We start from the raw sequence: 15161 nt of genomic DNA, 5'->3' as shown, positions 1-15161 counted from the left end.
CCTCTGCACTAATCAGCGCGCCGTGTGCATCTGCGGCATCGGGCGGTCTGCTGCGTTGCAAATACTCGCAATAGCTGCGGCTATTGCTGCGTTTTGCGCCTTGCAGCCCATCCCGGTCCGCAGCGCTCACTTACCGCTTGATTCGCGCAGAGGGTCCCTAGCTCATCCAGCGGTTCACAAACCGTTCCTGGCTAGGCGTCTCCGTCGCAGACAGTAGCAACGCTACGGCAAGACGGAGCAACGACGCCAGGGACGTTCTGCGGACCGCCACCCCAAATCAGAAGAAGCCGAGCTTGTTTTCGGAGTACGAAACCAGCAGATTCTTGGTTTGCTGGTAATGGTCCAGCATCATCTTGTGCGTCTCCCGCCCGATGCCCGACTCCTTGTAGCCGCCAAACGCCGCGTGCGCCGGGTATGCGTGGTAGCAGTTAGTCCACACCCGCCCGGCCTTGATGGCACGGCCCATGCGGTAGGCCACATTGCCGTTGCGGCTCCACACGCCGGCGCCCAGGCCGTACAGCGTGTCGTTGGCAATTTCCAGCGCCTCGGCCTCGTCCTTGAAGGTGGTCACGGCCAGCACGGGGCCGAAGATTTCTTCCTGGAAGATGCGCATCTTGTTGTGGCCCTTGAACAGCGTGGGCTGTACGTAGTAGCCGCCTTCCAGGTCGCCGCCCAGGTGGGCCTGGCCGCCACCGGCCAGCACTTCGGCGCCTTCCTGCTTGCCCAGGTCGAGGTAGCTCAGGATCTTGGTGAGCTGCTCTTTGGATGCCTGCGCGCCCATCATGCTGTCGGTATCGAGCGGGTTCTGGTGCTTGATGGCGGCCACGCGCTTGAGCACACGTTCCATGAACCTGTCGTAGATCGATTCCTGGATCAGCGCGCGCGATGGGCAGGTGCAGACCTCGCCCTGGTTGAAGGCAAACAGCACCAGGCCTTCGACGGCCTTGTCGAGGAAGGCATCGTCTTTGTCCATGATGTCGGCAAAGAACACGTTGGGGCTCTTGCCACCCAGTTCCAGCGTGGCGGGGATCAGGTTGTTGGCGGCGGCCTGCGCAATCACGCGGCCGGTGCTGGTGGAGCCGGTAAAGGCAATTTTGGCGATGCGCTTGCTGGTGGCCAGCGGCATGCCTGCCTCGCGGCCATAACCGTTGACGATGTTGAGCACGCCGGGCGGCAGCAGGTCGGCAATCAGCTCGGCCAGGATGAGGATGGAAATGGGCGTGGACTCTGCAGGCTTGAGCACCACGCAGTTGCCCGCGCCAATCGCAGGGGCCAGCTTCCACGCGGCCATCAGGATGGGGAAGTTCCACGGAATGATCTGGCCCACCACGCCCAGTGGCTCCTGGATGTGGTACGCCACTGTGTTCTCGTCGATGTTGGAAAGCGCCCCTTCTTGCGCACGCACGCAGCCCGCAAAGTAGCGGAAGTGGTCCACGGTGAGGGGGATGTCGGCGTTCAGCGTCTCGCGGATCGCCTTGCCGTTGTCCACCGTTTCGGCATAGGCCAGCAGTTCCAGGTTCTGCTCGATGCGGTCAGCAATCTTCAGCAGGATGTTGCCGCGCGTGGCGGCGTCGGTCTTGCCCCAAGCGTCGGCGGCGGCGTGGGCGGCGTCCAGCGCCAGCTCGATGTCTTCCGCAGTGGAGCGGGCGGCCTGGGTGTAGACCTTGCCGTTGACGGGCGAGATCACGTCAAAGTACTGGCCCTTGACCGGCGCCACGAACTGGCCGCCGATGAAGTTGTTGTACTGGGGCTTGTAGGCGATCTTGGCGCCTGCGGTGCCGGGGGCTGCGTAAACGGTCATGTGCTTGTCTCCTGCGGATGGATGCGGGTGTTGTGGTCATCGGTGCGGCCTGCACGGCAAGCCGCCCGATGCACACCACTACTCAAGAGGCGTGCCAGCCGTGCCACGCCATGCAGGGCGTTGAATTCATTGGGTTTTCTGGCTGCAGCACCCGTGCGCGCAGCGCTCTGCGTCCGCCGGCGGACACTGCTGCGGCGCGACACCTGTCACACAATGGAACAGTCGGACAGTGGCGGCGCCTGTATTTGCCCATCGTGCTTGCCGCGCTTCCCCGGGCTTGCCATACTCGTTCGCAACGACAAGCGGGGCACCATGACCCTGCACGGAGACAACGCGTGCGAAGCACTTCATCCCATCCCCCAGGCCTTGCCCCGGGCGGCCCGCTGGCCCTGCGGCAGGCGCGCCAGCACCTGCTGGAGTTCGGCCATTGCCCCAGCGGCCTGCTGGACGAGCGCCTGGCCCGTTCGTGGGCGCGCAGCGTCGCCGCAGGCCTGGCGCCCACCGGCCGCGCCGCCGCCACCGACCATGCCAGCACCGGCACGCTGCGCCAGGCGCTGGCGTACAACCATGCGTTGCTGGCGCATTCGCGCCCCGTCATGGAATACCTGTTCGAGCAGGTGCGCCACAGCCAGAGCGTGGTGGTGCTGGCCGACCGCAGCGGCATGCTGATGCACACCCTGGGCGACCCGCACTTTGTGGGCAAGGCCGAGCGCGTGGCGCTGACCAGCGGCGCGTCGTGGCACGAGGAGCACCGCGGCACCAACGCCATCGGCACCGCGCTGGCCGAAGGCACGGCGGTCGAGGTGCACGCGGGCGAGCACTACCTGGAGCGCAACGGTTTCCTCACCTGCGCCGCCTCGCCCATCCTGTCAGCCACGGGCGAGCTGCTGGGCATCCTGGACATTTCCAGCGACCACCGCAACGGCCACGCGCACACGCTGGGCCTGGTAAGCACCGCTGCCCGCATGATCGAAAACCGTCTGCTGGTAGCCACCTGCAAGCGCCACATCCGCCTGCACCTGCACCGCGAGCCCGAGGGCATCGGCAGCGTGGCCGAAGGCATCGTGGCCGTGTCGGCTGATGGCTGGATCGTGGGCGCCAACCGCACGGGCCTGGCGCTGCTGGGGCTGCATGCAGGCGACGTGGGCGCCACGCCGCTGGAGCGCGTGGCGGATGTACGGCTGGACGATTTGCTCTCCCACCACCGCCGCCGTCCCCAGCAGCCGCAGGCCCTGCGCTCGCGCGGCGGGGCGCTGCTGTTTGCGCAGGTCCAAGTGGATGTGACCGCGTGGCCGGCGGCGCCCGCGCGCACCACCGCGATCGCAGCCACCGCCGTGCCCACTCACAACGACGCCCTGGCCCGGCTGGACACCGGCGACGCCCGCTGGCGCGCCGCGGCTGACAAAGCCCGCCGCGTGGTGGCCAAGCCCATCCCCGTGCTCATCCAGGGCGAATCGGGCGTGGGCAAAGAGGTGTTTGCGCGCGCCCTGCACGCCAGCGGCCCGCGGCGCGATGCGCCGTTTGTGGCCATCAACTGCGCGGCCATCCCCGAGAACCTGATCGAATCCGAACTCTTCGGCCACGTAGCCGGCGCCTTCACCGGTGCGCGCAAGGAGGGCCACCTGGGTCGCCTGCGCGAGGCCCATGGCGGTACGCTGTTCCTCGACGAAATCGGCGATATGCCGCTGCCCCTGCAGACCCGCCTGCTGCGCGTGCTGCAAGAGCGCAGCGTGACGCCCGTGGGCGCCAGCCGCGCCGTACCGGTGGACTTTGCGCTGGTGTGCGCCACGCACTGCCAGCTGGCGCAGGCGGCCGAGCAGGGCCGCTTTCGGACTGATCTGTACTACCGCATCAATGGCCTCACGGTGCAACTGCCCGCCTTGCGCGAGCGCACCGATTTCGCAGCGCTGGTGCTGCGCCTGCTGGCTGACCTGGCCGCGGAGCAGGGATTGCCTGCTGATGTGCAGGTGGCGCCCGACCTGCTTGCGCGCCTGGCGGCCTACCCTTGGCCCGGCAACCTGCGCCAGCTGGCCAGCGTGCTGCGCACGGCCTGCGCGATGCTGGGCGAAGGGGAGGACGTGCTGGACTGGCAGCACCTGCCCGATGACATGGCGCAGGCGCTGGACGGTGCGGGGGCCGAACCTACCGCGGCCCTGCCGACCCAGGCGCGGGGTACAGCTGTGCCAACGCAGAGCCTGCAGCAGCTCTCGCGCAACGCCATCGACCAGGCACTGCAGCACGCCCACGGCAATGTCTCACAAGCCGCCCGGCAGCTGGGCATCAGCCGCCAGACCCTGTACCGCAAGCTGGCCGGGCGCGCCGTTTCCACTGCACCGCAATGAGGTCGCCGTGACGCATGCACTACTGTCCCTGCGCATGCCCTGCCGGTTGCGCTGGTTGGCGGCAGCCGCCGCGCTGCTGGCGCTGTTCCCCTCGCTGGCCATTGCGCAGGTCGATGGATCAGCCCCAGCTCCGCTGCGCAACGCCGCGCCGCCCGCGCACAAGCTGGCCGACATACCCTACGGTGCCGACCGCCGCCAGCGCCTGGACGTCTACCTGCCCGCCGCGCCTGCCGTAGCCGTCCCGCGCAGTCCCGCTGCACCCGTACTGCTGATGGTGCATGGCGGCGCCTGGAGTATGGGCGACAAGGCCCATGGCCGCGTGGTGGAGGAGAAGGTGGCTCGCTGGGTGCCACGCGGCTGGGTGGTGGTGTCAACAAACTATCGGCTGCTGCCCTCGGCCGATGTGCTGCAGCAGGCGCGCGATGTGGCCAGTGCGCTCGCCTTCGTGCAGCGCAGCGCCGCCCAGTGGGGCGCGGACGCTTCGCGCGTGGTGCTGATGGGCCACTCTGCCGGCGCGCACCTGGCAGCGCTGGTCAGCACATCGCCCGTGCACGCGCAGCAGGCGGGCGCCGGGCCATGGCTGGCCACCGTGGCGCTCGACAGTGCCGCGCTGAATGTGCCCGCCATCATGGAAGCGCGTCACCCGGCTTTTTACAACGGCGTGTTTGGCGCCGACCCGGCCTTTTGGCGCGCCGCATCGCCCTACCACGGCCTGCCCGATGCGTCCGATGCACCGGGTGCACCGGGTGTGCCCAATGCGCCGCGCGGGACAGCGCCTGCGCCGGTGCCGTTTCTGCTGGTGTGCTCATCGCTGCGGTCCGATGGCTCCTGCCGCCAGTCCGATGCCATGGCCCGCCGCCTGCAGGCCCATGGCGGGCGTGCCGAGGTGCTGCCCCAGGCGCTCTCGCACGGCGACATCAATGCGCGGCTGGGGCTGGAGGGCGACTACACGCGCGCGGTCGAGGCTTTCCTCGCGTCGCTCGACCCGGTGCTGGCCCGGCATCTGCCGTGAACTGATGGTCTAAAGCTATTGATTTGATAGCTATGGATGCAATCAAATCAAGCGCTAGTGGCCATTTTCACGTTGAACGGGCCTTGAGATAGGGCGCCAGGTACTGCCCCGTATGGCTGGCCGGGTTGGCCGCCAGCTCTTCGGGCGTGCCCACCCCCACCACGGTGCCGCCGCCCGCGCCGCCCTCGGGGCCCATGTCGATGAGCCAGTCGGCGGTTTTGATCACATCGAGGTTGTGCTCGATGATGACGATGGTGTTGCCTGCATCGCGCAGCTGGTGCAGCACCTTGAGCAGCAGGTCGATGTCGGCAAAGTGCAGGCCGGTGGTGGGCTCGTCCAGGATGTAGAGCGTGCGGCCGGTGTCGCGTTTGCTCAGCTCCTGCGCCAGCTTCACCCGCTGCGCCTCGCCGCCCGAGAGCGTGGTGGCGGCCTGGCCGAGGCGGATGTAGGAGAGGCCCACATCCAGCAGCGTCTGCAGCTTGCGCGCGATGGTCGGCACGTCCTTGAAGTAGGCCGCAGCGTCCTCCACCGTCAGCTCCAGGATCTGCGCGATGTTCTTGCCCTTCCATTGCACTTCCAGCGTCTCGCGGTTGTAGCGCTGGCCGTGGCACACATCGCAGGGCACGTACACGTCGGGCAGAAAGTGCATCTCCACCTTCACCACGCCGTCGCCCTGGCAGGCCTCGCAGCGGCCACCGCCGGATGACTGCGACACGTTGAAGGAAAAGCGCCCCGGGCCGTAGCCGCGTTCCTTGGCGGTGTTGGTCTCGGCCATCAGCTCGCGGATGGGCGTGAACAGGCCCGTGTACGTGGCCGGGTTGCTGCGGGGCGTGCGGCCAATGGGGCTCTGGTCTACGTTGATGACCTTGTCGAAATACTCGATGCCCACGATCTCGTCGTGCGCGGCCGGTTCCTCGTGCGCACGGTGCACCTGCCGCGCCACGGCGGCATAGAGCGTGTCGTTGACCAGCGTGCTCTTGCCCGAGCCCGAAACGCCCGTCACGCAGGTGAGCAGCCCCACCGGGAAGTCCACCGTCACGCCCTTCAGGTTGTTACCGGTGGCACCCACCACGCGCAGCGCTTGCACGGCGCCCTGGCGTGCGTGATGCTCTGCCATGCGCTCGGCGCGGCGCTTGCTGGCCTCGGTCTGTGGAAAGCGAGATTTGGCCTTGGCCTCCACCATGGGCGCGGGCTGGTCCAGCACCGGCAGCCACGGCGTGAGGCGCTTTGGCACGGCAATGGTGCGCGCGCCCGACAGGTACTGGCCCGTGAGCGACTGCGCATTGGCCCGCACTTCGTCGTACGTGCCCTGCGCCATCACGCGCCCGCCGTGCACACCCGCGCCGGGGCCCATGTCGATCACATGGTCGGCAGCGCGCATCATGTCCTCGTCGTGCTCCACCACGATCACGCTGTTGCCAATGTCACGCAGGTGTTTGAGGGTGGCGATCAGACGGTCGTTGTCGCGCTGGTGCAGACCGATGCTGGGCTCGTCCAGCACATACATCACACCCGTCAGGCCCGAGCCGATCTGTGACGCGAGGCGGATGCGCTGCGCTTCGCCACCGCTGAGCGTTTCAGCGCTGCGGTCCAGGCTCAGGTAGCTCAGGCCCACGTCGTTCAAAAACTGCAGGCGCGTGGCGATCTCGCGCACCACCTTGTCGGCAATTTCGGCCTTGGCACCCGTCAGCTTCAAATCGTTGAACCAGGCGTGGGCAGTGTTCAGTGTGGCGTGGCTGACCTCAAAGATCGCGCGGGCCTGCTTGCCTTCACCCAGACGCACATGGCGTGCCTCGCGGCGCAGGCGTGTGCCCTGGCATTCGGGGCAGGGCTGCGTGCTGCGAAAGCGCGCCAGGTCCTCGCGCACCACCACCGAATCGGTCTCGCGGTAGCGGCGGGCCATGTTGGGGATGATGCCCTCGAACGGGTGCTTCTTGGTGTGCACCTTGCCCTTGGAGGCACCGCTGTCCATGATGTAGCTGAAGGCTATTTCTTCCTCGCCCGAGCCATGCAGGATGGCGTGCTGCACCGGTGCGGGCAGTGATTCAAACGGCGCCTCGATGTCAAACGCGTAGTGCCGCGCCAGGCTCTCCAGCATCGCAAAGTAGTAGCCATTGCGCCGGTCCCAGCCCTTGATGGCGCCGCTGGCCAGGCTGAGCGTGGGGAAGGCCACCACGCGCGCTGGGTCGAACACCTCGCGCTGGCCAATGCCGTCGCATGCCGGGCACGCGCCCATGGGCGAGTTGAACGAGAACAGGCGCGGCTCCAGCTCGGCCAGCGAATAGCTGCACACCGGGCACGCAAATTTGCTGCTGAACAGGTGCTCCTGCCCCGTGTCCATCTCCAGCGCCAGCACGCGCCCATTGCCCTCGTTGCCGCCCACGCGCAGCGCGGCCTCGATGCTCTCGGCCAGGCGCTGCTGCAGGTCGGCCCGCACCTTGATGCGGTCGATCACGACGTCGATGCTGTGCTTCTCGGTTTTCTTGAGTGCCGGCAGGTTCTCGTGCTCGTAGATCTGCCCATCCACCCGAAACCGGATGTAGCCCAGTGCCTGCATCTGCGCGAACACTTCGGTGAACTCGCCCTTCTTCTCGCGCGCCACCGGCGCCAGGATCATCAGCTTGGTGTCTTCCGGCAGGGCCAGCACGGCATCCACCATCTGGCTCACCGTCTGCGCGGCCAGCGGCAGGTGGTGGTCGGGGCAAAACGGCGTGCCCGCGCGGGCGTACAGCAGGCGCAGGTAGTCGTGGATTTCTGTCACCGTGCCCACGGTCGAGCGCGGGTTGTGGCTGGTGGCCTTTTGCTCAATGCTGATGGCGGGCGACAGTCCTTCGATCAGGTCCACATCGGGCTTGTCTAGCCGTCCCAGAAACTGCCGCGCATAGGCCGACAGGCTCTCCACATAGCGCCGCTGCCCCTCGGCATACAGCGTGTCAAACGCCAGGCTCGACTTGCCTGATCCCGAAAGCCCCGTGATCACCACCAGCTGGTTGCGCGGGATGTCCAGGTCGATGTTCTTGAGGTTGTGCGTGCGCGCGCCGCGGATGCTGATGCGCTGCTCGCGCAAGGCGCGGGCGAGGTAGGTGCCGTCGGGGGAGGGGACAAGGTCGTCTTGGCGGGTCACTGCAGCAGCCGAAAGTAAACTGCGCATCATATGCCGCGGTGTCGAAACACGCTCTTGGCCCTGAGTTGCTGCGGTTTAGCGTGTATCTGACGTCACCAAACGCATTGGTTCATCGCTTGCACCTAGGTGATGTTCACGGTAGCGTAGGGCCATCGGCATGTAGGACGCATCCGCCTGCGGAAGCCTTGTTGTATGCAAATACGGGATTTCGCGTATGTGGTTCGTGAATCCGTTCATCAGTGAGGCTTTTTAAGTGCATTCGCTTTGACTGGGCCGTCCTTCTGTTATCTCGCATCTTATGCAAGCGCTAAATCGCGAAAAACACGCTCTTTATACGGGCGCCCCAGCAATTGACCAGGTTGCGGTGCCAATGAATAGCCGGAGTTTTAAACATGTCACGAATTAATCTTGGTACGAACGTCCTCGCTCAATTACATGTGGCGTGGCGTGTCGTTGTCACCGGGCTTGTGGCGGCGACGATCTCCCTTTCGATAAATGCTGCGCCCGCCGATCAAAACTTCAATGCTCAGAGCGTTGGGTCCAAAGGAAGTAACTCGGTAACCATTGATGGCGTGATTTATAGCAATAACGATATCGTGAACATCCAGATCGTTAACGATGGAGATATTGCCACCGGTGCCGATTTTGCGCTTGGTTTCCGAAGCTCAGGTCCTAATACATCCACTGTCGTAGGCTTTAAAACCTCCGACGGCAGCGAATTTAAGTTAAACAGCTTTGTCGTTTCGACCGGATTGGGCGGGACGACCAACCTGACAATCAAGGGCTATCGCGATACAGTGGAGGTTGTTAGTACCAATTATAATCTCGACGGCATATTTTTTGGAACCTTTATTGCGCCTGCCAATTGGGAATATATTGATGAGGTCAGAATATTGGGGTCTGACTTGGACATTGATATTGATGATATCGATTTTTCGCCTGCAGTCGTGCCCGACACTACGCCGCCAACTGTGTCTTCGGTTTCGTCGAGCACCGCTAATGGCGTCTACAAGGCAGGTGATGTCATCAGCATCCAAGTGAACTTCACAGAGATAGTGAACGTAATCAGTACTCCTCAGTTGACATTGGAGACAGGTGCTACGGATCGGACTATTAACTATGCCAGCGGCTCCGGCAGCACTGCGTTGACATTTAATTACACCGTGCAGGCGGGGGACAGCACCAGCGATCTTGATTACACGGGAACCGGGGCATTGAACACCAACGGGGGCTCTATACGCGATGGAGCGGGCAACAACGCCACCCTCACACTGGCTTTGCCTGGAGCCGCCAATTCGCTTGGGGCCAACAAAAACATCGTGATTGATGGAGTTGCGCCAACCGTGACTTTCGTCAGTGGCAGCACAGCCAACGGCATCTACAGGCTCGGTGACGTCATCAGCATCCAGGTCTATTTCAGTGAGGTAGTCACCGTTACCGGTACGCCGCAACTCACGCTGGAAACCGGCGCGACGGATCGCATCATCAATTACGTCAGCGGCAGCGGTACCAGCACCCTTACGTTCTCCTACACCATTCAGGCGGGCGACAACTCCAGTGATCTGGACTATGCAGGCACCAGTTCTCTTGGGCTCAATGGCGGCACCATCCGTGATGCAGCGGGAAACAACGCTACCCTGACCTTGGCCATACCCGGCGCAGCCAACTCGTTAGGAGCCAACAAGAATCTGGTGATCGACGGAGTAATGCCAACCGTAGTTAGCACCGCACCCTCAGGCGGGGCCGTGTCGACCGACACCAGTGTCGACTTCATCGTCAATTTCAGCGAGTCGGTCAGCAACATTTCTACCGATGACTTCGCGTTGGGGACCACCGGCGGAGCAACAGGAACAATTGCCAGCGTGTCAGCCAGTTCCGGCTCCAGCGTGACGGTGACAGTCAGTGGTATCGCTGGTAGTGGCACCATCAAACTCAACGTGAACGCATCAACCAACATCAGTGATGCTGCCGGAAATAGTGGCCCTGCTGCATTTACCAGCGGCACGGCACACGCTGTTGCGATCCCTACCGCGCCTTCGGCGCCAACAATCGGCACCGCCACGGCCGGTGACGGACAGGCCAGCGTGACCTTCACCGCTCCGGTAAGCAACGGGGGCTCGGCGATCACCACGTACACCGCTACCGCTAACCCTGGAGGTGCGTTCGGCACCTGTGCGGGGCCCGCTGCCTGCACTGCCAGTGTCACAGGCCTGACCAACGGGACGGCCTATACCTTCACCGTCACTGCGACTAACAGTATCGGCACTGGTCCGTCGTCTGGTGTATCCAATTCCGTGACCCCGAAGGGCAGTCAAACAATTAGTTTTGCTAATCCCGGTGCACGGAATTTTGGAACGACGCCCACGCTCACCGCTACAGCAGCCTCCGCCACCGGCACCAACGGTCTGACTGTCAGTTTCACTTCGTCAACCACCGGGGTCTGCACGATCACCAGTGGCGGTGCCCTCACGTTTGTGACGGCGGGCTCGTGCACGATCAACGCGGATCAGGCGGGTGACGCGGCCACCAGCGCAGCGCCAACCGTGGCACAAACGTTCACCGTCAATGCGACAGTGCCCGGCGCTCCCACGATCGGTACGGCAACCGCCGGCAACACCCAGGCAACGGTCACTTTCACACCACCAGCCAGCACCGGCGGTGCGGCCATCCTTGCTGGGGGCTACACCGCGACTGCCAACCCGGGCGGCGCAACGGGCACGGGCTCAGGCTCGCCCATCACCGTGACCGGCCTGACCAATGGTGTGGCTTACACGTTTACCGTCACTGCCGCCAACTCGGCGGGTACTGGGGCAGCCTCGGCCGCATCCAACGCCGTCACGCCGGCAGCGCCCCAGACCATCACGTTCAACAACCCCGGTGCGCAGAGCTTCGGCACCTCGCCCACGCTTACGGCAACTTCCACTTCGGGGCTGACGGTCACGTTCAGCTCATCCACCACCGGTGTATGCACCGTGACCAGCGGCGGGGTCTTGACTTTTAACGCCGCGGGCACCTGCACCATCAATGCTGACCAGCCCGGCAACACCAGTTACCTGCCCGCCACACAGGTCAGTCGCAGCTTCACGGTCAGCCCGGTGGTGCCGGGCGCGCCCACCATCGGCACAGCCATCGCGGGTGACACCCAGGCCTCGGTGGCGTTCACCGCGCCAACCAGCATCGGTGGCTCTGCGATCACGGGCTACGTCGTCACCGTCAGCCCTGCAGACGTGGTGCCCGTGATCGGCGCCAGCTCGCCCATCGTGGTCACCGGTCTGACCAATGGCCAGGCCTACACCTTCACCGTCACCGCCGAAAACGTCGCCGGTACCGGCCCCGCCTCTGCGGCATCAAATTCCATTACCCCGGCGGCTACGCAAACCATCACCTTTGCCAACCCGGGCGCCCAGAATTTCGGCACCACGCCCACTCTTGCGGCGACAGCCGACTCTGGCTTGACGGTTGTTTTCACCTCGTCCACCGCGGGTGTATGCACTATCACCACGGGTGGCGCCCTTGCGTTTGTGACGGCGGGCACCTGCACCATCAACGCTGACCAGCCGGGCAACGCCAGCTACCTGGCCGCCTCGCAAGTCACGCGCTCCTTTACGGTGAACCCGGCGCCCAGTGTGACCGGCACGGTCCCCGGCATGGCCGGTGTCGCCACTGCCACGCTGACGGGCGGCGGTGCGACCTGCACACTGGATCCAGCAAACACGCGTTTCATGGCTGCGGTGTCGCTGCCGGCCGGCCGCACAGCGCCGAATGGCGGTTTCGAGTTCCGGGCGGCGGGCTGCACTGGCAGCGTCACGGTGACCCTGGTCTACCCTGACCCCCTGCCCGCAGGCGTGGCCTTCTGGAAGTTTGGCCCGGCCACGCCGGCCGCGGCGAGCAGCTGGTTCCAGTGGACGGGCGCCAGCCTCAGTGGAGACCGGCGCACTGTGAGCTACACCATTGCCGACAACGGTGTTGGAGACTCCGACCCGGCCATCGGGGTGCTGCGCGACCCGTTTGTGCCAGCGTTGGGCGGCGCTGCTGATGCGGTGGGTATCCCGGTGGATGCACCTTGGGCGCTTGCGTTGATCAGTGCGCTGATCGGATGGCTGGGTTGGCGCCGGAGTGGGCGCGCTGCGCCAGCGCCACAGGGCTGATTCGGCTCCATCAGCGGCACGCAGCAGCAGGGCTTTTCGGTGCTGCGGGGCGGCGGCTGTGTGCCTGCCCCTCAACGAACCCTGCGGACGGCAGGCGGATGATGCGTCTGAAGGTTCCCATTGCATGCAGTGACCGGGCACTGGGTGCATGGGCCATGTAGCTCCCATGCGGCGGTCGCATCCCACGGCATCGCGTGTTCACGGGATGTGCAGGTGTCCGGGGCTCGCATAACGTTCGGGCCATGTTGCAGTCTGCACGTCAAGCCCTTTCCTTTGCACCGCCAGTGGTGGCTGGCAGCGTCGAGTTTGTCGGTCCGCCCGGCGTGCCAGGCGTTCGTGAACTGCAGGAGGGGGTGGCCTTGCGCGCCATCGGGCCGGGCGACGAGGACTGGCTGCATGCCATCTTTAGCGCCACGCGCGATACCGAGCGCCAGTTGCTGGCATCGCCGCACGAGGCTTGGCAGGCCTTCGTGGCGCAGCAGTCTGCATGGCAGCAGGCGCAGTACCAGGCACAGTGCCAGAACCCCGCGTTCGACCTGGTGCTCTTGCACGGACAGGTCGCAGGTCGGCTTTATGTGGACCGGCGCCGCGATGAGATCCGTGTGGTGGATATTGCACTGCTGCCCGCATTTCGTGGCCAGGGTATTGGCAGGCGCTTGCTCGAGGCACTGGTGGCTGAATCGGATGCGAGCGGCCAGCCTCTGGCGCTGCAGGTAGCGCGGCACAACCCCATCCTGGCTTACTACCAGCGCCTGGGCATGCAGGTGCAGGACGACCTGGGGGCGCACCTGTGCCTGAGGCGCCCCTGCAGCACGGCCACCGTGCCGTCTGCCGACGCATTCCTGGATGGCGTGGGTTCGGACTTCAGGCTGGTGCACCCCGAAGCGGGGTACCTCGCCACGCTGCGGCTGGAGCGGGTGCAGTCGTGGCAAGCCGGAGCGCTACAGGGCTGCGCGGTGTATTTCTCGGGGCCAGACATCCAGCGCAGGGCCCCTGATACCTACGGCCTGGAGCATCGGCAACTGGGGCGGTTTTCGATGCATTTGCGGCCTGTGCAGCAAGGCGGCGATGGCGCTTGCCGGTATGAGGCACTGATCACCCGCCTGCATTCACCCACTGACCAAGGAAACTGACATGAGCGATGCATTTCTGGGCGAGATCCGCCTGCTTGCCAGCACCATCGTGCCGAGCGGCTGGGCCGTGTGCGATGGGCGCCAGCTGGCCGTGGCGGACAACACGGCGCTGTTTGACCTGCTCGGCTACGCCTATGGCGGCGACGGCAGCCAGACCTTTGCGCTGCCCGACCTGCGCGGTCGCCTGCCGATCGGCATCGGAAAGGGGTCTGGCCTGAGCCAGCGGAACCTGGGCGACGCGTTGGGCGAAGAGCGCGTGACCCTGGCGGTGCAAGAGATGCCACCGCACACCCACGCCCTGCAAGCGGGAGGCCCGGCAACCAGCAACCTGCCTCGGGCGCTGGTTCCCGCGGCGGTGGAGGGCTTCAACCTGTATGCCAAGGCGGTTGCAAATCCGCAGGTGCTGGCCACCGGGACGGTACAGGCCACGCAAGGCGGCAAGCCGCACAACAACGTGATGCCGTCGCTGGTGCTCAATTTCATCATGTGCCTGGATGGCGCATCCCCAAACTTGCAGTGAAAGGACAAGGCGATGGACCGCTTCATTGGTGAGATCCGTCCGTTTGGCTTCGGACGTGTCCCGCAGGGCTGGGCCGCGTGCGACGGCCGCCTGCTGGCAATCGCACAAAACCCTCTGCTGTTTGAACTGCTGGGGTGGCGCTACGGCGGGGATGGTCTCAGCCAGTTCGCGTTGCCCGACCTGCGCGGGCGCACACCCATCGGCTGCGGAAGCGCGACCAACGGCATGGCCGTGAAGCTGGGGTCGCATGCGGGGGATGAAGCCGTTGCCCTGACCAGCGCGCAAGTCCCCGGGCACAGCCACGCACTGATGGGGGCCACTGCGGCAGCGAGCACGAGCGTACCCGCCGGTGCAGCGCTTGCGCAGCCTGCCAAGGCAGCGTACGCCGCCCCCAATGGCGCCTACATGTCCAGCCAAGCTGTGGCGGTGAGCGGGGCCGGCCTGCCGCACTCCAACATGCAACCCTCGCTCGCCGTCAACTGGTGCATCGCCATTGACGGTCTGCGTCCCCCGCGTTGATTGCTGCAGGAGCTGACCATGGCAGATTCATTCCTCGGAGAGATCCGGGCCTTCGCATTTGATGGCGCCGCCGCCAACTGGGCACCGTGCCGCGGCCAGCTGTTGCCGATCGCGCAGAACAATGCGCTGTTTGCATTGATCGGCACCAGTTTCGGCGGTGACGGAAAAACCAACTTCGCACTGCCGGACCTCCAGGACCGCGCTCCCATGGGGCAGGGTGCCGGCCCCGGGCTGAGCCAGCGACACCTGGGGCAGGCGGTGGGGTCCGGCGCGCATGCACTGCAGCCCCGGGAGATGCCCACCCACAGCCATGCGCTGGTCGCCGCTGGCGCGCCCGCCAATGCGGCAGACCCTGCACAGGCCGTGTTCGCGCAAGGCGGTTCGTTCGGCTCGCGCCCTACGCCTGCCCCTACCTATGCAGCCGTGGAGCCCGATGTGCCCATGGCCGCCGAGGCCCTGGCACCCTTTGCCGGCGGTGGGCAGCTGCATAACAACACCCAGCCCTACCTGGCGCTGAATTTCTGCATCTGCGTCAACGGCTTGGCCCCTTCGGCCGCTTGAG

Annotated in this window: 9 protein-coding genes; 7 read left to right on the top strand and 2 right to left on the bottom strand. The window is 65.3% G+C overall.

Going from position 1 to position 15161, the window contains the following annotated elements; all coding sequences use genetic code 11:
* Nucleotides 1–277: 277 nt before the first annotated feature.
* Complete coding sequence (gene exaC / locus ACTPOI_RS02210; RefSeq protein ID WP_440105967.1) at nucleotides 278–1801, bottom strand: acetaldehyde dehydrogenase ExaC; 1524 nt, start codon at nucleotides 1799–1801, stop codon at nucleotides 278–280.
* Nucleotides 1802–2136: 335 nt separating this feature from the next.
* Here exaC and ACTPOI_RS02205 point away from each other — a divergent pair, with 335 nt between their 5' ends.
* Together ACTPOI_RS02205 and ACTPOI_RS02200 are read left to right on the top strand one after the other, a co-directional pair.
* Nucleotides 2137–4143: a sigma-54-dependent Fis family transcriptional regulator gene (locus ACTPOI_RS02205; RefSeq protein ID WP_440105965.1), complete on the top strand. Its 2007-nt coding sequence runs from the start codon at nucleotides 2137–2139 to the stop codon at nucleotides 4141–4143.
* A gap of 7 nt (nucleotides 4144–4150) precedes the next feature.
* On the top strand, nucleotides 4151–5155 hold the full coding sequence (locus ACTPOI_RS02200) for an alpha/beta hydrolase (RefSeq protein ID WP_440105963.1): 1005 nt from the start codon (nucleotides 4151–4153) through the stop codon (nucleotides 5153–5155).
* A gap of 67 nt (nucleotides 5156–5222) precedes the next feature.
* Here ACTPOI_RS02200 and uvrA read toward each other — a convergent pair whose 3' ends face one another.
* On the bottom strand, nucleotides 5223–8279 hold the full coding sequence (gene uvrA, locus ACTPOI_RS02195) for an excinuclease ABC subunit UvrA (protein WP_440105961.1): 3057 nt from the start codon (nucleotides 8277–8279) through the stop codon (nucleotides 5223–5225).
* Between the two features lie 392 nt (nucleotides 8280–8671).
* Here uvrA and ACTPOI_RS02190 point away from each other — a divergent pair, with 392 nt between their 5' ends.
* From ACTPOI_RS02190 to ACTPOI_RS02170, 5 genes are all read left to right on the top strand, one after another.
* On the top strand, nucleotides 8672–12427 hold the full coding sequence (locus ACTPOI_RS02190) for a beta strand repeat-containing protein (RefSeq protein WP_440105959.1): 3756 nt from the start codon (nucleotides 8672–8674) through the stop codon (nucleotides 12425–12427).
* Nucleotides 12428–12669: 242 nt separating this feature from the next.
* Nucleotides 12670–13560, top strand: coding sequence for a GNAT family N-acetyltransferase (locus ACTPOI_RS02185; RefSeq protein WP_440105957.1), 891 nt, complete (start codon nucleotides 12670–12672; stop codon nucleotides 13558–13560).
* Between the two features lies 1 nt (nucleotide 13561).
* Nucleotides 13562–14080 (top strand): phage tail protein, encoded by a 519-nt coding sequence (locus ACTPOI_RS02180; RefSeq protein ID WP_440105955.1) that lies wholly within the window; start codon nucleotides 13562–13564, stop codon nucleotides 14078–14080.
* A 12-nt stretch (nucleotides 14081–14092) separates the two neighbouring features.
* Entirely contained in the window at nucleotides 14093–14599 is a 507-nt protein-coding gene (locus ACTPOI_RS02175; RefSeq protein WP_440105953.1) for a phage tail protein, read from the top strand.
* Between the two features lie 18 nt (nucleotides 14600–14617).
* Nucleotides 14618–15160: a phage tail protein gene (locus ACTPOI_RS02170; RefSeq protein ID WP_440105951.1), complete on the top strand. Its 543-nt coding sequence runs from the start codon at nucleotides 14618–14620 to the stop codon at nucleotides 15158–15160.
* Nucleotide 15161 lies beyond the last annotated feature (1 nt).

This window comes from Acidovorax sp. BL-A-41-H1 (assembly GCF_051942715.1).
This window is presented reverse-complemented; position numbering and strand designations above follow the sequence as displayed.